A 15,208-nucleotide genomic window follows, 5' to 3' on the forward strand; every position below is an offset into this window, starting at 1 on the left:
GTTGAGGCCCCAGCGCGGTTTCGCGTTTTCAACAAGCTGCAGGCCTTTGCACAGGACTCCTGCTCCCGGCGCGCGAGCCGAAACTGCCCGAGCTGCCAAAGTTATACGCCGTCATTGCCGATCCGCGCGGATCTTCGTCATGTAGGGCAGTTGGCCTCTCGGCAAAGGCAATCTGCGACCCGTGAGGGTGATGGACTACACCCCTTCTGCCCCCACTTAAACGTCATAGAGAGCAACGCGGCGCGGCCCTCGCATTGCTCGCGGTGAAACTGCCGGGCCAACCGGTGCACACCATCCCCTGGCTGCCCCACGAGGTCTCTACCCCGAAGACGCTCGCTGCTCTGGCCGCTAAGCTTCCCTTCGGCAGCTAGTCGGCCTCGACCAAGCTACTGCCCTCAGCGGTGCGGGCCACGACGAAATCCTTGAAGTGCTCGACCGGCGGGGCATCATCGCCTTCGCGCCACACCAAGCCCAGCTCGCGGTAAGCCGCGGGCTGCAGGGGCACGGGGTTGCGGGCTTTGAGGTAGGGGTCATCGAGTGGCAACAGAGCCGATCCCAGCCCGGCGGCCACGAGGCCCGCCACGGTGGTGAGCTCCATGGATTCGAAGACGAGGCGCGGGGTGAAGCCGGCCTCGCTCGCTAGGGAGTCGAGCAACATGCGCGTTCCATAGCCCGGCAGCATGCCGATGAAGGGTTCATCGCGGAAGTCTTCCATGCGCACCCCGTCTCGCCCTGCGGCCCAATGACCTTCCGGAACCGCTAGACCGAGGCGTTGCAGTTTGAGCTGGTGCCACCCTAGCGGTCCGGGGGCCGTAGGGCGGGGGCCGACCAGCGCCAAGTCGGATTCGCCGGCGGCTACCCTCTCCACGAGCTCGCGGGCCGCACCCTGGTGCAGACGGATATCCACGTGGGGATGCTGGGCGCGGTAGGCCTTGAGCAGCTCCGGGACCATCCACGTGCCCAAGGAATGCATGAAGTCGAGGCGCACGGTGCCGCGCTCCGGATCCATGAGGCGGGACACGGTATCGCGCGCGGCAGCTTCGGACATCAACATCCGCCGAGCGTGTTCCACGAATGCCTGGCCGCGGGCATTCAGCCGCAGGCGCCGGCCGCTGCGCTCGAAGAGGCTGGCCCCCACCTCCGCCTCGATGCGCTGCACGCGGCGGGTCAGCGCGGATTGAGAAAGCCCGAGGGCGTCGGCAGCCGCGCCGACGAGCCCATGGTCCGCCACCGCGACCACGCCGCGCACATCTTCCAGATTCATGCACACCTCGCATGCTTTAAGTAACTTTCGGACATTTTACACATAATCCGCGCTAGGCCATGCTTGATGCATGACCAGAACGCGGCGCGCCACCATTGCCATGCTCTTCGTGGGCCTGGCAATTTTTTCTTGCCTCTATCCCACCCAAGCCATGCTGCCCACCTTGGTGGAGGACATGGGCATGTCCCCCACCGAAGCCGCCATGACCATCTCCGCGGCCACCGGTGCGCTGGCCATTTGTGTCATCCCCGTGTCCATCATCTCCGAGCGCATCGGCCGCGGAAAACTGCTGCTTGTTTCCACCATCGCGGCCACGCTCATCGGCATGCTCGTGCCGCTTGCCCCCAATCCAGAGATTCTCATCGCCACCCGCGCGCTCCAGGGAGCGGTCATCGCCGGCGCACCCGCTACCGCCATGGCCTGGATTTCGGAGGAGCTCGAAAGCTCCTACGTCGCCCGGGCCATGGGGCTGTACATCGCCGGCACCACCATCGGTGGGCTAACCGGCCGCCTCATCCCCACCGGGCTTCTCGAGCTCACCTCCTGGCGCTGGGCCCTGGCCGGCTCCAGCTTGGTCACGCTCATCCTCGCCATCATCGCCGCTATTTTGCTGCCCTACCAGCAGAATTTCACCCCGAAGGAAATCCACTTCCGCTCGGAGCTGCGAGCCATCTTCCGCCATGCCCGGGATACCCGCCTCATCCCCTTGTTCATCGTGGCCTTCGTGGCCATGGGCACCTTCGTGTCCCTCTATAATTTCCTGGCATTTAGGCTCATCAACCACTTCCACCTCGCGCCCGGTTTGGCCGGCTTGGTCTTCCTCTTCTACCTCACCGGCACGTGGTCCTCGGCGCGCGCCGGCCGGCTGGTCTCACAAGTAGGCCACGCCAACACGCTGCTCCTATCGTGCCTGCTTTTTGCCGTGGGCATCGCGCTATGCATGGGCTCTTTAATCCCCACCCTGCTCGGCATCGTGTTATTCACCATCGGCTTTTTTGCCGCGCACTCCACGGCCTCGGGGTGGGTGGGGCATATCGCTACTCACGACCGCGCGGAGGCCTCCAGCCTCTACGTCTTCTTCTATTACCTGGGCAGCTCCATCCTGGGCGCGCTGGCCGGTGTGCTCTTTGATTCCTTGTCGTGGACCGGCTTCATCGCCGTCTACACCGCCCTCGCCGCGGGCATCGCGGTATTGAGTTGGGTTGTGAGAAAAACCGGATAAACTCGTGTTTTATGGATAAGTGGTCGCCGCGCACATGGCACAGGAAAGCATCCCGCCCGGTCAGCCTGTGGATGATGGTTTTTCTTCTCGCCGGCGCAACCCACACCCTTATCCCAAACTACCGCTGGGTCCTCATCCATCTCTTCACCCTGGGCATCCTCAGCAACAGCATCGTGGTGTGGTCCCAGCACCTCACCGAAAAGTTCGTGCAGCTCAAAGTTCCGATGTCGGCCCGCCCTCGCCAGCTCGCGCGGATTTATCTGCAGAATGCCGGCGTTATCCTCACCCTCGTGGGCCAAATCCTCAGTGAATATTGGGGCCACCACTGGGTGCTCACACAGATAGGTGCCACGCTTGTCGCTCTTGCGGTGTCTTGGCATGGTTTGGCCCTCTTTGCTTTGTGGCGCCGCGCGGAATCCAAACGATTCCGCCCCGTCGTCGCAGCTTATGTGGCCTCGGCCTTCTTCCTTGCCGTGGGCGCTACTCTTGGCGCATTCCTCGCCACACACCCTTCCCATCCGCGCCTGCTCATTGCACACGTTGCCGCCAACATCGGCGGTTTCGTCGGCCTCGCAGCCGCCGGTTCACTCACCATCTTGTTCCCATCTATCTGGCGCACCAAGGGAATCAACCCACACATGAGCCTAAGCTTCACACTGCTGGCGCTGGGCGTGGTGACCACCGTGATCGGCAGCGCGTGGAATGTACCGCAAGCGGGTCTGATCGTCTACTGCGTCGGCTGGGTGCTCAGCCTGCAGAGCTGGCTGCTCAATGCCCTCACCGTGTTCCGAGAACCACGCGGGCGCATCACCTTCCCGGCGCTATCTGTGCTCTTTTCCTGCTTCTGGTTGCTCGGCAGCCTGGTGTATTACACCACCCAGCATTTCTTCTCCAGCGAGCCACAGATTCCCATGCTCGCGCTCGTCGTAGGGTTTGGCGCCCAACTGCTCATCGGCGTCATGGGCTATATGCTGCCCACCACGATGGGCGGCGGCCCTTCAGCGGTGCGGGCGGGCCTGCGCGAATACAACCGCTGGGGGCTGGGGCGCTCGGTCTTCATCAACGGCGGGCTTGCCCTGTGGCTGGCCACCTCCAGTTCCCTCACAATGGTTGCCGCCTCCCTGCTCTGCCTCGGTTCCATGGCCATCATCCCTGTACTCACCGCTCGCGCGGTCAAGGCTCAGAAAGCCGTGCTCCTCAAGAAGGCCGAAGGCCCAGCGCCCACGACCACCACGGACTGGGACCAGGTGTGGGTGGCCCTTGCGGTGCTCATCATCCTCGGCGGACTCAGCCTCATCCTGTAGATCCCCAGACCTGAAACCCGCAACCTCCTGGGGTGGGTGGTGGGGCGTCGGCAAGCGCTTGGCGACGCCTACCTGGGCAGGTTGCGGGTTTCAGGTCTGGGGACTTGCACACGGGAGGGCAGGGAGAAGCTAGGGCTCGAGGGATGGCACTCCCGGCGCGCCGTGAGACATCCACTCGCGGACGGCATGGGTCGCGCGCACATCGCCGGCGTTATAGCGCAGAATCTGCGCACGCGCGTCCGTGTCACCGGCGAGGGCGGCTCGGCGGGCATTGACGGATTCCTCGCCATCGAACTCTTCCGGCCATTCAAAGCCAGCGACGGGCGCCACGGTTTTCAGCCCCAGGCCCGCAGTGCCGGCGAAACTGCGCTTGACGTGGACGAACATGTCCACCCATTCCTCTGAGGAGATGAATTCCTCGACCTCCTCCAGGCTCGGGGAGGAGAAGCGCTGGGCGGACCTGCGCATCCAATGGTTTTCGCCGTGGGCGGAGTAGCAATAGGCCGCGAAGGTCTTGCCCGCTGCATGCGCGTCAGCGCGCACCCCCATGAGCCACTCCCAAAACTCGGCGAAATTCTCCGCCTCGGCCCGCCCTCCCAGCGGATCCCAGGTCACAAAGGGGTGGTACTCGCCGTCCAGGAGCGCGCCCCACAGGTAGGCACCTTGATCCAGGTAGGCCTCCATATCGACGTCGACTTCCACATCCGCGCGAGGAACGCTAACCCGGTCGCGGCGCAGCAAAGGGACGCCCTCGCGCCACGCAGCAGCGAGGGCGGAGGGGGCGCCGAGGGAGGCGTCGATAAGCCCCTGCACCGTCGTGATACCGCGCTCGCGGTAGGGGTTAGCGCGGTCGCCCGGCAAGAAGAGGGAGATATCATCCCGGGCCTCCAGCTCTTGCTTACACAAGGGCCAAAAGCGGCAGGAGGCGCACTCCTTGACGCGGCGCGGCCCAGCGGGAAGCGGCTGTACGAGCGCCTCATCGATGCCGAAGCGCGAGGTATCCGTGACAAAAGCCTGACCGCGGTCCTGCCCAATCGCCGCACCCCTGCCAGAATTCAGGCCGACGTCCTCCAAACCCCGCGCGGCCAGGGCTAAACGGTAGCCATCGACGGCGTGATGCTTAATCTTGTATTTCGCCGGCAGCGGCTCACTCAACCCCAAGCGATGCGTGGGGACAACCAGCGTTCGCGCACCCTCGTGTGGGCGGGCCACGCGGTGATCCGAGACGATAACGGGGCTGTACTTATCACCATCCCGAACCAGAAGCTCCACGCGCACCATCCACTCTTCGGTGGAAAAGACGGCGTTGGTGATGTGCGTGTAACCGTGAGCTAGGGCCTCCAGCGTGGCAAGCGCCCGCTCGAAATCATCCCCCTCCAGATCAATCCGGCGGAAACGGCCAGGGCCCTTCTTGGGAAGGCGAGCGAGCGCGGCATCGATAGCCGCGGCGTGGCGCTCCGCCCGAGCTTGGCTCACCGCGGTGCGTGGGATCTCGGGATGCGCGCGGCGCTGCACCAAGCGATAACGGCAGCCCACAAGATCCGTGGCGACGAGCACATCCTTCACAGCAGGTGAGCTTAGTAGACCACCTTGCTAGAGTTGTAGCGAGACCCTAAAGATGGATTATTTAAGGACGTTTCAATGGGCATTATGAAGAAGATCCGCAAGGCCCGCCGTGAGGCCCGCGCCGAGATCAAGGCTGCCAAAACCCGCGCAAAGGCAGAGGTAAAGGCCGCGGATAAGGCCAAGCACCGCCAGCAAAAGCTATTGGCCCGTCAGGAAAAGGCGCTTATCAAGTCCGAGGAAAAGGGCCTCAAGAAGCGCCGCAAGCACGAATACAAGATGGCCAAGAAGGAACTCGAGCGCATTAAGGAAGGCCGCTTTAATAAGAACAATGTCAAGCGTTATGCCGGCGCCCTGCGCACCGCAGCACCCCTTCTTTTGCCTCTGCTTTACCGCGGCATCACCGTTGCCCAGCGCGAGGTTGAGAAGAAGCGCGCGCAGAAGGCCGGCGTCAGCGCCGAGCAGCTGGCCTCCTTCTCCGGCCACGGCGCACCGCTCAAGGCCCGCACCGCCGGTATCCGCAATTCGCTGAAGGATGCGCAGCTTCCCGCTGGTTTCAAGCGCGACGTCAAGGAGCGCCTCAACGAGCTTGATTCTGCGATCGACAATGCCGAGTACATGACCGATCAGCAGCGCCAGCGCGCGCACCGCTCCATCTCCGGTGAGATCGACTCGCTCAACGACGAGATCCAGTCCAAGCTGCGCGCATAGCCGCTCGCACGGATTCTCTACGCCTTCGGGCCGCTGCCTTCCCCGCTTTTAGACGGTGGAGGATATACGGCCCGAAGGCTTTTTCTTTCGCGCTCAAAACCCCTCTTTGAAATCCCACATTAGCGGCGTCACGGAATTTGTTTTCGTTCTATAGTTAATAGCGGGAGAATCAGTTTAGAACTCGAATGGAGAAACATGGCACGCCGCGAAATCACCCAGTTTTTTGACGATATTGATAATTCGCCCCTCAACGAAGATGAAGTGATCGTTATCCGCTTCAGCGTTGACGGTAAGGATTACCTCCTCGACGTCTCGCAGGAGAATGCCGACAAGTTCCACGCCGCCCTGGAGCCCTTCGTGAAGGCTGCCCGCCACCCGGTCAAGAAGGACACTCGCCGCTACAAGCCGGCCGATGTCCGCGCGTGGGCCGCCAAGCACGGCTACGAGGTGGCCGAGCGCGGCAAGATCCCCAACGACGTCATCTTGGCGTACCGCGACGCCAACAACCTTTAAAGAACGCCCTGCTCGCGTGCTGCCGCCACGGCGGAGGTGCGGGAGCGCACGCCCAATTTGTCGTAGATGTGGACCAGGTGAGACTTCACCGTCGCCTCCGACAGCATCAGCTCCACCCCGATCTCACGGTTTGAGGAACCCGCCGCGACCAGCTTCAGTACTTCGAGCTCGCGCGGGGTGAGCGAGGTGCGCGGCGTGCGCACGCGGGTCATCAGTTTGTCAGCAACCACGGGCGAGAGCGCCGAATCACCTTCCGCCGCCGAGCGCACCGCCGCGAGCAGCTCTACCGGCGGCGCGTCCTTGAGCAGGTAGCCCACCGCGCCTGCCTCAATTGCGCCGAGGATATCCGCGTCAGTGTCGTAATTGGTCACCACCAGCACCTTGGGGGGATTCTCCATGGAGTAGCGGATAGCGGCGGTCGCTTCCGCACCACCCATGACGCGTGTGCCCTCGATCCCCGCACCAAAACGCAGGTCCATGAGGAGAACATCGATGCCACCCGCTTGGGCTGCGGACACAGCGGCTTCGGCCGTAGCGACTTCGCCCACAACCTCGATGTCCTCAGCCCCCTCGAGCACCGAGCGTAAACCTAGGCGCACGATCTCATGGTCGTCGGCAAGCAAGACCCTAATCACGGGCTTCCTCCTCATTGGTACGGTGTGGACAATTTCCTAATCTACATCGTTGTTTAAGGGCACACTAACTGAGACCGCCGTGCCACTTCCCGGCGTGGATTCAATCACGACCTCGCCGCCGAGTTCCGCCGCGCGCCGGCGCATGGCGGATAGACCAATGTGGCCCAGCCCCGCCGGTTTATTTTCCACTGCCTCCACATCAAAGCCCTGGCCGTTATCCACCACGTCCACGCGCACCTCGTCCGGCGCATACGTCACGGTCACCCGAGCCTTCATGGCGTGGGCATGCTTGACGACGTTCCCCACCGCTCCCTGCGCAATCCGCAGCAACGCGGCCTCCACCTTCATGGGCAGCTGTTGCGCATCGCCTTCTACGTCCACTGAGACGTCGAGCCCACCGGTCGCCGCAAAATTCTCAGCCATCCTTGTCATGGCCGCCCCCAAGGAGGTTTCGGACAACGCCGCCGGCTGCAACGCCGCAATCATGGCGCGCGCTTCGTGGAGGTTATCCGCCGCTGTTCGCCGAGCCAGTTCGATGCGTTCCTGCGCCTTGGGGATATCCTCCTGTGCGAGATCGCGGTCAGCGGCATGCAGGAGCATCTGAATGGAGGACAAACCTTGTGCCAGCGTGTCGTGGATTTCGTGGGCGATGCGCTGGCGCTCAGCGGTCATGCCGGCCGTGCGCTCGGACTCCACGAGCTGGGAACGGGTCTTCATCAACTCCTGGTTCATGCGGCTCAACGCCCGGAAGGCATAGGTAATAGCAATCGTCACCAAGGCCGATACCGCCGGGCCCATGATGCCGCCGAAGGAGAGCCCGCCCGGTACTTGCACCAGGATGGTCACCGCCGTGGCCGCGAGCACGCAGATGATGCCGGGGATCATCTCCAGCACGTAGAGGTAGACAAAATACAGAGAGAACACGAGGTAGATGGCCGCGGGCGCCACCGCTATATCCGCTAGCCACAGGACCGTGAGGATAACCATCCAGCCATAGCGCGCGATGCGCGGCAGGGTCTCCATATAGGCCGAGCCCCCGAAGTACACCACCGCGAAGGAGACCAACAGCAGCAGATTGAGCACGCCCTGCCACAGCGGCAGGCGCACCGTCATAAATATCGCCACCACCAGCAGCGTCGCCGTCAGGACGTGGATACCGTTGCGCAGTGCATCCGATTCAACCGAGCGCTGGTCTAGTGTGGACGTCATGCGCCACAGCCTACTTCCCCCGCTCGCCGCCTGCCTGATCGGCATAGGCTTTGCCGCGGTGGGGTGTTCGGATGCAGCCGACCCCGCCCCCAGCACCGAGGCCTCCAGCCCCGCGTCCGACACAAACTCAGGCGATGGCCTGCCCATGGACGCTACCGCCGAGGTCAGTGACTGGGAAGACTGCCCCTACCTGGACACGCAGTGGGTGGCCGATACGAATGGGCAGAGGATGACCCGGTGGGGCATCGACAAGCGCTTTAGCACCCCTGCCTGCGTGTTCTGGTCCTACCCCGAGGAACCACAGGTTACCGTCCTAGCCCGGCAGATGCCCAGCGTCGACGAGGCGCGCGCGGTCGTGGATTGGGCCGCACCGGTTGAAGATACGGAGCTCGCCGAATTCGATGGTTGGTCCGGCGGGCGCGGCGTCTTTGAGGATCACACGGTCTTTGCCGTCCAGAAGGACAACCACGCCGTGGTGGTGTGGTCGAATCAGCTGCAGACCCTCAAGCCCCAGCTCATAGCGCAGGAAGCAATCAACCGCTTAGGTCTGTAACGACCTAAGCACAGTAACGACCTAAGCATTTAATGGTCTAAACAGCGACTAACGCCTAAACGGCGACGTCATTATAGGGCATCTGCGCCGCTACCCAGGGGAAAATCACCTCCATGAGCAGGAAGAAAACCCCCACGGCGAGGGCCAGAGCCAACAACGCCTTGACCGCGGTGGGGCCGGGCAACAGGTTCCAAAGTGCGCGATACATTAGTTCTCCTCCAAGACGGCGGGGCGGGCATTGTCATCTGCTCCGGGTGCTTTAGCCTCGCGGTCAGTCTCCATCGCGTGAATGATCATGCGCTCTGCATTGGAGAACTGCGGGTGGCAGGTGGTGAGGGTGAGCAGGGATTCGCTGGGCTCAGCCCCTTCCATCCCGGGAACAGGCTGGAGCACGCTCACATCACCCGGCAGGGTGATATGGCGCCCCTGAACAGCTTGGTATTCCGGCTTGGCTTGCTGCTCTGGGCTGAAGCAGTCCCCCGCAGCCCCTTCGATAGGCAGCACGCGGTAGGTAATCCAGTCAGTCGCGGTTTCGATGACGATGGCATCGCAGGTCTGCAGGTTTCCCAGGTCATTGAAGGGAGCGCCCTTGCCCACACGGTGCCCGGCTACCGCGAAATTGCCCGGCTCACCAGGCATCTGCGTGTCGGTATAGTGCCCCGGCCCGCGCAACAAATCGTCTTCGTCGGTTCCTTCGAGAACCGCGAACGCGAAGTCCGAGCCGAAGGCCGGGATATAAAGGCGTGCAAAGGCCTCACCGAGCTTCGGGGCATGGCCCGCTCCGCGTGGGTTGTGCCATTCTTCCTGCAGCGTCTCGTTGGCTTGGTCCTGCTTGTGACCAGACTCGATATTTGTCCAATAGGACTCATAAAAGGCGAAGAGGAGCAGAAGCACGCCGGCCGTCAGCATAAGCTCACCGATGACGGTCCCTACGGTCGGCCGAGTGCGCGCGGTGGGGTGGGGCATACCCATACCTTAGCCTCCCGGTAACGTATAAGTGCCCCATCACCCTGCAGAAAGAGGAGTAGGCGATGATCAACATCTTCATGTACCCGGTCTCCGGAATCATGAAACTGTGGCACTTGCTTTTTGGTTCCTTCCTTGACGGCTCGACTGCGTGGATCCTCACCATCGTCTTCCTCGTGCTCACGGTCCGCGGCATCATCGCTCCGCTGAATTGGCTCTCCGTGAAACAGGGCCGCATCGGCGCCCTCATGCGCCCGGAGATGACCGAACTCAATGAACACCTCACGCAGGCCGATTCGGTCGATGAGGCTGTCGACATCCTCACCCAGCAACGCGAGCTCAAGGAGCGCTTCCAGCACAACCCGCTGGTGGGTTGTTTCCCCGCCTTCCTCATCATCCCGGCTTTCATTGGCCTCTACCAGGTGGTTCTTCGGGTGTCAGGCTCCGCGAATGAACCGGTGGGGATGCTCACGCTTGGCGACGTCTCCTCCTTCCGCACCTCCACCGTCTTCGGCGTCCCCCTCACCGATTTCGCGCGCGAGCATCACGACTTGGTCCTACCGATGCTCGTGGCGGCTCTCGTGTTCACCTCCCTCAACACGCTCATCACGCTCTACCGTGGCTTTCTTACCACGGTCTTCGATCAGAAGATTCCGCGCCGCTTGCTGTGGTTCATGGCGCTCATGGTGGTTCTCATCCCCTGGATGCTGTGGAAAGTGGCTTGGCATGGCCCCATCCCCGTGACCATCATCTTCTACTGGGGCTGCTCCTACCTCTTTACCCTGCTACAGACCTTGGTATATGAATTGATCCTGCACCGTCGCTATCCCCTACCGGAGGCCGTCCACGAACAGCGGCGCGACAGCATCCGGCGGTGGCGGGCTAAGGAAAAGAAGAAAGAGAAGAAAGCCGCTAAACAGCGCCTTAAGGAAGACCCTGCCCACAAAGAGGAGGTTGCTGCTGCCCGCAAACGCCACTCGGCCATCGTGGCGGAGGCACGCAAAATTGTTAAATCGAATAGTCAGCAGGAGGCGCCGAGAGAAGCTGAATAGCCAGCTGCTTCGCGGTTACCAGCGGGGCGACGTCGCGGGTCAGGCGGGCGCCGGCGAGCCCGCCATCGAGGAAAATGAGGATTTGGCTCGCCTGCTCCTCTGAGGGGTAGCCATTCTTGGCGTTGAGCAGGGCAGTGATCGTGGAATGCATCCATGTGCGGTGATCGACGCATGCCGCCACGATGCCCCGCTCGGCATCCGTCTCTGGACGCGGGTATTCACCGGCCGCGTTGAGGAAGTGCGAGCCCCGGAACTCCATGGAGGGTTGTTCCTCGATGGCCTTGTCGAAGAAGGCGAGGATCTTGCTCTCCGGATCGGTCGCGTCCTCGGTGCGCCTCTGCCAATCAGCGCGGTATTCCTCATCGAGGGCCTCGACGTAGGCGATAACGAGGGCATCCTTGGAGCCGAAAAGGGAGTAGAGCGACGCCTTCGCCACGTCGGCCTCGCGCAGGATACGGTCAATGCCGATAACGCGGATGCCCTCGGTGGTAAAGAGCCGCGTGGCGGATTCAAGTAGTCGGCTCCGCGGGCTCGGGCGGTTGCGACGCGACTTCTTTTCGGCCATTTCTTCTCCTCACATGACAAAACCGGTTCATCTATACAATATAGACAAACCGGTATGTATGCGAATTTTTACTTCTTGCGGCCCGTAATGGCTCCCACGATCCACAGCAAGATACATGCACCGACCGTTGCCGTAATGATCATCAGGAACCAGCTATCGCCGACGCTCTTGTTGAAGAGCGCTAGCAATCCGCCACCGATGAGGCCGCCGATAACACCAACGATGAGGTTGGTGAACAGCCCCTGGTCACGCTTCATAATCTTCTCAGCGAGCCAGCCGGCAATGATGCCAACAACAATCGAACCAAAGAAACCGAGACCGAGTCCCATGACACTCACTCCTTTGAATAACAGTAAATAGCGTTTATCTACGTACCCTCCCACCGTACGCGTTAAAACACCAAAACGACTCGGGCACACCACTTATCCAATAAAAGGGCCCGAATCGTTATAGCGAGGTTATGCGATGGTTACTCCGAGTCTGGTCGAACCACCATCATCGGGCACGGCGCGGACTGCAGCAGTGCGCGGGAGGTAGAGCCCAAGAGCATGCCCTTGAAGCCACCGCGACCGTGGGAGCCCACAACGAGCAGCTGCGCACCTTCGGAGGCCTCCGAGAGTGCACGGACCGGGCGGTCACGGGCGATAACCTTCTTAACCTGCACGTCCGGGTACTTCTCCTGGAACTCCGCGAGGCGTTCGGTCAGCAGTTCTGCTTGCTCCTTCTCGACCTCGGCCCACTCCGCTTGGGCTGCTGAAAGCCCAGCCAGGGAAGCTTGAACCTGCATGTCCATCCAGGTGTGAACGGCGATGAGTTCAGCGCCGCGGGCATCTGCTTCCTTGAAGGCGTAATCGGTTGCCTTCTGGGAGACCTCGGAACCATCGACACCGATAACAACGGGACCGTACTTCGTGGATTCGGTGACGTGGTTATCCTCACGGACCACGACCACCGGGCAGGATGCGTGGGAGACCACAGATGCAGATACCGAGCCCATGACCATGCCGGACAGGCCGCCCATGCCGCGGGAACCCATGACAATCATGGTGACGTCCTTGGACATCTCCAGCAGCATGTCGATCGGGGAACCCTCAGCCACGGTGTGGCCAATCTTCAAATCCGGGGCAATCTTGTGAGCCTCGGCGCGGGCCTCCTCGATCTTCTCTAAGGTCTCTGCCTGGAGGTCATCAAAAAGCTCCTTCGGCGGGACCATGCCTTCGGCGTAGAGGAACTGCGGCATCGTGTAACTCGATGCGATACGTAGCGGGATACCCCGTTTCACCGCAGTATTTGCAGCCCAGCGGACGGCGTTCTTCGACGCTTCCGAACCATCAACGGCGACGACGACAATGTCTTCCTTTGCCATGACCTTTCCTTTCGAAGTGCTTACACCTCCAGTCTAATACCTACTGGCCGACCTGTGGGGCGGTAGCGGCATCAGCATTCGCTGGGAAAAGAATGTTGTAGGCAGCCACAGCAATATCACGAATGACGGCACCGATACCATTAGAGAAGAAATCGATGACGGGCGCGAGAATAGAGTTGAAATCCATGGGGCAAAGAATATCGCAAAAAGGGCGTGGCGCAACACCACTTCCTATCCGCGATGGACTAAACCCCACTCACGCCCGCGTTGTCGAAGGCCCCATCACCGCGTGGGACTTTGTGCACGACCTCATCGTGACCCAACGTCACCGCCACCCCGACGATAACGACGCGGCCCTCCAAGCCCGCTTCACAGCGAACGAGGTTGTATCCCAAGACGGCACCCCGCTTAGTCCCGACAGCACCCTCGCCACCAACGCGATGGTGTACTTCTACCGCATGCCGGCTCCCGAAACACCCGTCCCATACGACATCCCAATCCTGCACGAAGACGAGCACCTCTTGGTCGTCGACAAGCCGCCCTTCATGGCTACGATGCCTCGCGCCCGCCACATCACGGAGACTGCCACCGTTCGCCTTCGCCGAATGACAGGCAACAACGAGCTTTCCCCCGCGCATCGCCTGGACCGGCTTACCTCGGGCATACTCGTCTTCACCAAGGACCGCACCGTTCGGGGCGCCTACCAAACGCTCTTCGCCGAGCGCCGCGTCACCAAGACTTACGAAGCCATCGCCCCGCTTGCCGACGTCTCCCCCGGCACCGTCTGGCGCTCCCGTATGGAGAAGACCCCAGGGGAATTGCAAGGTCGCATCGTCGAGGGCGAAGTCAACGCCATCACCGAGGTCGGCGGCGTGGAACCAGTAGATAAGGCACCGTACGAAGCCATCCACGGTTCACTTCCCGAGATAGCGAAGTACACTCTCAAGCCACAGACCGGCAAGACTCATCAGCTCCGGCTACACATGCTTCAGGCGGGCATCCCTATTATTGGTGACCCCATATACCCGGTCATTTTCCCTGCAGAGGCCGAAGACATGCGGATTCCCATGCACCTGACGGCGACACACATTTCTTTTGTTGATCCATTCACAGCCAGACCCCGAGAATTCTCCTCTCAACTACCGCTTGGAACCCACCATTTATTGAGCCCGTAATTAGGAACATTTAACCATTGTCAATGGCCTTCGACCTACCTTTCGAAGGCCGGGATCTCGCGTTCATTTCCAAGCGGACGCCCGGCCACCTCCCACCAGGTGCCCGTGTCCCGCGCGCCCTTCCACCCGGCAACGTAGGCCACCACCAAGCCAGCGACCGGAACGACGACAGCGCCAATCGGACTGAACAGAGACGCCGCAAAATCAATCACATGGTCAATCTGGAAGAACTCAAACACCATGCCGTAAAACTCACCCCGGCTATGCAGGTCCGAAACGCGCTTAGCCACGGGTTCAATCACTGGTTCTAGTCGGTCACGAATCGCCGGCCCGAAAAGCAAAAGAACAAAGGACAGCGCCGCCAATGCGAACTTCTTACTGAGTTCCCACGCGCCCGCGCGGTGGGGATGTGTGGCTAAGTCAACGCGCCTCTTCCGTGCTGACTCGTTGGCAACCGGAAGAAAGTCGATCCGCTTAAGGTCATCACCGAGTCTTACCCGCGCTGAACGACTATCGGGCTCAAAGACATTTACAGTCTTGTCCGCAAAGAAGTGGCTCAGACCGTCCTCTTCCCACCCTGGGGCCGGCCTCTCCCTCAAGACCAAAGAATGCTCAATATCTTTCACCCGGGAGACAACCTGCCCCTCACGTATCAGACATGCAGCCGGCACCCTATCCATCAACCCACGGGGTATAGGACACTGCGCAACCCGCGTCTGAATCTCATCCGAGGTAGCAAGACTTTCAGCACTTTCTGAGTCCGCCAGGGCAGAAACTTTGCTCCGTGCTGCAAGCAGAACATAGACGGTCTTTCCCTCATAGGGAAGTTCCCACAGGTCAAACTTGTCGCTCAAACGCAACGCCCGCAACTTTGACAGTCTGCGCGAACAACACCAATAACCACAGCCTCTACTGTAACTGACCCTGCCAAGGAAGACGAACAGAACAACTTCACCCCAGCATCGACAGACGTGGTGCCGAGGAGGGCCCTCATGACTCGGTCACTAAAAAGCTATTTGTTCAGACCTGGAAGTGCAGACGTGGTAACGCATGCCGGTAGTGCTGGCAAAACGAAAAAGAGACCGTTAAAGCAATGATGGTGCTTTAACG

General features: G+C 61.3%; 18 protein-coding genes. 7 read left to right on the plus strand and 11 right to left on the minus strand.

Features of this window, described 5'->3' with window-relative positions; translation table 11 throughout:
- Window positions 1-367 precede the first annotated feature (367 nt).
- The gene (locus tag HMPREF2822_RS08955; protein ID WP_070523897.1) at window positions 368-1,264 is read right to left on the minus strand and encodes a LysR family transcriptional regulator; all 897 of its coding nucleotides are present in this window, start codon (window positions 1,262-1,264) and stop codon (window positions 368-370) included.
- 70 nt (window positions 1,265-1,334) lie between these two features.
- On the opposite strand from HMPREF2822_RS08955, the gene HMPREF2822_RS08960 reads away from it, so the two are divergent.
- Both HMPREF2822_RS08960 and HMPREF2822_RS08965 read left to right on the plus strand, forming a co-directional pair.
- Window positions 1,335-2,486, plus strand: a complete 1,152-nt coding sequence (locus tag HMPREF2822_RS08960; RefSeq protein WP_070523901.1) for an MFS transporter — start codon at window positions 1,335-1,337, stop codon at window positions 2,484-2,486.
- Window positions 2,487-2,497: 11 nt separating this feature from the next.
- Entirely contained in the window at window positions 2,498-3,790 is a 1,293-nt protein-coding gene (locus tag HMPREF2822_RS08965; RefSeq protein WP_070523904.1) for a copper oxidase, read from the plus strand.
- Window positions 3,791-3,919: 129 nt separating this feature from the next.
- Here HMPREF2822_RS08965 and HMPREF2822_RS08970 read toward each other — a convergent pair whose 3' ends face one another.
- Window positions 3,920-5,356 carry a TM0106 family RecB-like putative nuclease gene (locus HMPREF2822_RS08970; RefSeq protein ID WP_198530971.1) on the minus strand — a complete coding sequence of 479 codons (1,437 nt, stop codon included), beginning with the start codon at window positions 5,354-5,356 and terminating at the stop codon, window positions 3,920-3,922.
- 75 nt (window positions 5,357-5,431) lie between these two features.
- Here HMPREF2822_RS08970 and HMPREF2822_RS08975 point away from each other — a divergent pair, with 75 nt between their 5' ends.
- Window positions 5,432-6,064, plus strand: a complete 633-nt coding sequence (locus tag HMPREF2822_RS08975; RefSeq protein WP_070523907.1) for a DUF6474 family protein — start codon at window positions 5,432-5,434, stop codon at window positions 6,062-6,064.
- 195 nt (window positions 6,065-6,259) lie between these two features.
- Window positions 6,260-6,577: a histone-like nucleoid-structuring protein Lsr2 gene (locus tag HMPREF2822_RS08980; protein ID WP_070523909.1), complete on the plus strand. Its 318-nt coding sequence runs from the start codon at window positions 6,260-6,262 to the stop codon at window positions 6,575-6,577.
- Here HMPREF2822_RS08980 and HMPREF2822_RS08985 read toward each other — a convergent pair.
- Together HMPREF2822_RS08985 and HMPREF2822_RS08990 are read right to left on the minus strand one after the other, a co-directional pair.
- A complete protein-coding gene (locus tag HMPREF2822_RS08985; protein WP_010188464.1) occupies window positions 6,574-7,212 on the minus strand; it encodes a LuxR C-terminal-related transcriptional regulator in 639 nt (212 codons plus the stop codon). The genes HMPREF2822_RS08980 and HMPREF2822_RS08985 overlap by 4 nt on opposite strands.
- A gap of 36 nt (window positions 7,213-7,248) precedes the next feature.
- Entirely contained in the window at window positions 7,249-8,421 is a 1,173-nt protein-coding gene (locus HMPREF2822_RS08990) for a sensor histidine kinase (RefSeq protein WP_070523911.1), read from the minus strand.
- On the opposite strand from HMPREF2822_RS08990, the gene HMPREF2822_RS08995 reads away from it, so the two are divergent.
- Complete coding sequence (locus HMPREF2822_RS08995; protein ID WP_070523913.1) at window positions 8,420-8,974, plus strand: DUF2020 domain-containing protein; 555 nt, start codon at window positions 8,420-8,422, stop codon at window positions 8,972-8,974. The two genes, HMPREF2822_RS08990 and HMPREF2822_RS08995, sit on opposite strands and share 2 nt — an antisense overlap.
- A gap of 55 nt (window positions 8,975-9,029) precedes the next feature.
- Here the strand turns inward: HMPREF2822_RS08995 and HMPREF2822_RS13510 are convergent, their stop codons facing one another.
- On the minus strand, window positions 9,030-9,182 hold the full coding sequence (locus tag HMPREF2822_RS13510) for a hypothetical protein (protein WP_167595825.1): 153 nt from the start codon (window positions 9,180-9,182) through the stop codon (window positions 9,030-9,032).
- Window positions 9,182-9,940 (minus strand): class E sortase, encoded by a 759-nt coding sequence (locus HMPREF2822_RS09000; RefSeq protein WP_070523915.1) that lies wholly within the window; start codon window positions 9,938-9,940, stop codon window positions 9,182-9,184. Before HMPREF2822_RS09000 ends, HMPREF2822_RS13510 begins: the two co-directional genes overlap by 1 nt.
- Before the next feature lie 65 nt (window positions 9,941-10,005).
- On the opposite strand from HMPREF2822_RS09000, the gene yidC reads away from it, so the two are divergent.
- Window positions 10,006-10,992 carry a membrane protein insertase YidC gene (gene yidC, locus HMPREF2822_RS09005; protein ID WP_070523917.1) on the plus strand — a complete coding sequence of 329 codons (987 nt, stop codon included), beginning with the start codon at window positions 10,006-10,008 and terminating at the stop codon, window positions 10,990-10,992.
- Here yidC and HMPREF2822_RS09010 read toward each other — a convergent pair.
- From HMPREF2822_RS09010 to HMPREF2822_RS13515, 4 genes are all read right to left on the minus strand, one after another.
- Window positions 10,949-11,557 carry a TetR/AcrR family transcriptional regulator gene (locus HMPREF2822_RS09010; RefSeq protein WP_070523919.1) on the minus strand — a complete coding sequence of 203 codons (609 nt, stop codon included), beginning with the start codon at window positions 11,555-11,557 and terminating at the stop codon, window positions 10,949-10,951. The two genes, yidC and HMPREF2822_RS09010, sit on opposite strands and share 44 nt — an antisense overlap.
- A 68-nt stretch (window positions 11,558-11,625) precedes the next feature.
- Window positions 11,626-11,886: a GlsB/YeaQ/YmgE family stress response membrane protein gene (locus tag HMPREF2822_RS09015; RefSeq protein ID WP_010188457.1), complete on the minus strand. Its 261-nt coding sequence runs from the start codon at window positions 11,884-11,886 to the stop codon at window positions 11,626-11,628.
- Between the two features lie 140 nt (window positions 11,887-12,026).
- The gene (locus HMPREF2822_RS09020; RefSeq protein WP_070523921.1) at window positions 12,027-12,923 is read right to left on the minus strand and encodes a universal stress protein; all 897 of its coding nucleotides are present in this window, start codon (window positions 12,921-12,923) and stop codon (window positions 12,027-12,029) included.
- 40 nt (window positions 12,924-12,963) lie between these two features.
- Complete coding sequence (locus tag HMPREF2822_RS13515) at window positions 12,964-13,110, minus strand: hypothetical protein (RefSeq protein WP_167595824.1); 147 nt, start codon at window positions 13,108-13,110, stop codon at window positions 12,964-12,966.
- On the opposite strand from HMPREF2822_RS13515, the gene HMPREF2822_RS09025 reads away from it, so the two are divergent.
- Complete coding sequence (locus HMPREF2822_RS09025; protein WP_083299169.1) at window positions 13,046-14,098, plus strand: pseudouridine synthase; 1,053 nt, start codon at window positions 13,046-13,048, stop codon at window positions 14,096-14,098. The genes HMPREF2822_RS13515 and HMPREF2822_RS09025 overlap by 65 nt on opposite strands.
- A gap of 35 nt (window positions 14,099-14,133) precedes the next feature.
- On the opposite strand, the gene HMPREF2822_RS09030 is transcribed toward HMPREF2822_RS09025, so the two are convergent.
- Window positions 14,134-14,952, minus strand: coding sequence for a hypothetical protein (locus HMPREF2822_RS09030; protein ID WP_232755650.1), 819 nt, complete (start codon window positions 14,950-14,952; stop codon window positions 14,134-14,136).
- Window positions 14,953-15,208 lie beyond the last annotated feature (256 nt).

Origin of the sequence: Corynebacterium sp. HMSC062E11 (assembly GCF_001811845.1) — a bacterium.
Lineage (GTDB): Bacteria > Actinomycetota > Actinomycetes > Mycobacteriales > Mycobacteriaceae > Corynebacterium > Corynebacterium hesseae.

What these genes read in the sequence shown, in the direction of transcription:
- HMPREF2822_RS09015 (WP_010188457.1), bottom strand. Translation starts at nt 11,886, where the DNA reads ATGGGACTCGGTCTCGGTTTCTTTGGTTCGATTGTTGTTGGCATCATT.
- HMPREF2822_RS08975 (WP_070523907.1), top strand. Translation starts at nt 5,432, where the DNA reads ATGGGCATTATGAAGAAGATCCGCAAGGCCCGCCGTGAGGCCCGCGCC.
- HMPREF2822_RS09000 (WP_070523915.1), bottom strand. Translation starts at nt 9,940, where the DNA reads ATGCCCCACCCCACCGCGCGCACTCGGCCGACCGTAGGGACCGTCATC.
- HMPREF2822_RS08955 (WP_070523897.1), bottom strand. Translation starts at nt 1,264, where the DNA reads ATGAATCTGGAAGATGTGCGCGGCGTGGTCGCGGTGGCGGACCATGGG.
- HMPREF2822_RS08960 (WP_070523901.1), top strand. Translation starts at nt 1,335, where the DNA reads ATGACCAGAACGCGGCGCGCCACCATTGCCATGCTCTTCGTGGGCCTG.
- HMPREF2822_RS09010 (WP_070523919.1), bottom strand. Translation starts at nt 11,557, where the DNA reads ATGGCCGAAAAGAAGTCGCGTCGCAACCGCCCGAGCCCGCGGAGCCGA.
- yidC (WP_070523917.1), top strand. Translation starts at nt 10,006, where the DNA reads ATGATCAACATCTTCATGTACCCGGTCTCCGGAATCATGAAACTGTGG.
- HMPREF2822_RS09025 (WP_083299169.1), top strand. Translation starts at nt 13,046, where the DNA reads ATGACGGCACCGATACCATTAGAGAAGAAATCGATGACGGGCGCGAGA.
- HMPREF2822_RS08980 (WP_070523909.1), top strand. Translation starts at nt 6,260, where the DNA reads ATGGCACGCCGCGAAATCACCCAGTTTTTTGACGATATTGATAATTCG.
- HMPREF2822_RS13515 (WP_167595824.1), bottom strand. Translation starts at nt 13,110, where the DNA reads ATGGATTTCAACTCTATTCTCGCGCCCGTCATCGATTTCTTCTCTAAT.
- HMPREF2822_RS08965 (WP_070523904.1), top strand. Translation starts at nt 2,498, where the DNA reads ATGGATAAGTGGTCGCCGCGCACATGGCACAGGAAAGCATCCCGCCCG.
- HMPREF2822_RS13510 (WP_167595825.1), bottom strand. Translation starts at nt 9,182, where the DNA reads ATGTATCGCGCACTTTGGAACCTGTTGCCCGGCCCCACCGCGGTCAAG.
- HMPREF2822_RS08995 (WP_070523913.1), top strand. Translation starts at nt 8,420, where the DNA reads ATGCGCCACAGCCTACTTCCCCCGCTCGCCGCCTGCCTGATCGGCATA.
- HMPREF2822_RS09020 (WP_070523921.1), bottom strand. Translation starts at nt 12,923, where the DNA reads ATGGCAAAGGAAGACATTGTCGTCGTCGCCGTTGATGGTTCGGAAGCG.
- HMPREF2822_RS08990 (WP_070523911.1), bottom strand. Translation starts at nt 8,421, where the DNA reads ATGACGTCCACACTAGACCAGCGCTCGGTTGAATCGGATGCACTGCGC.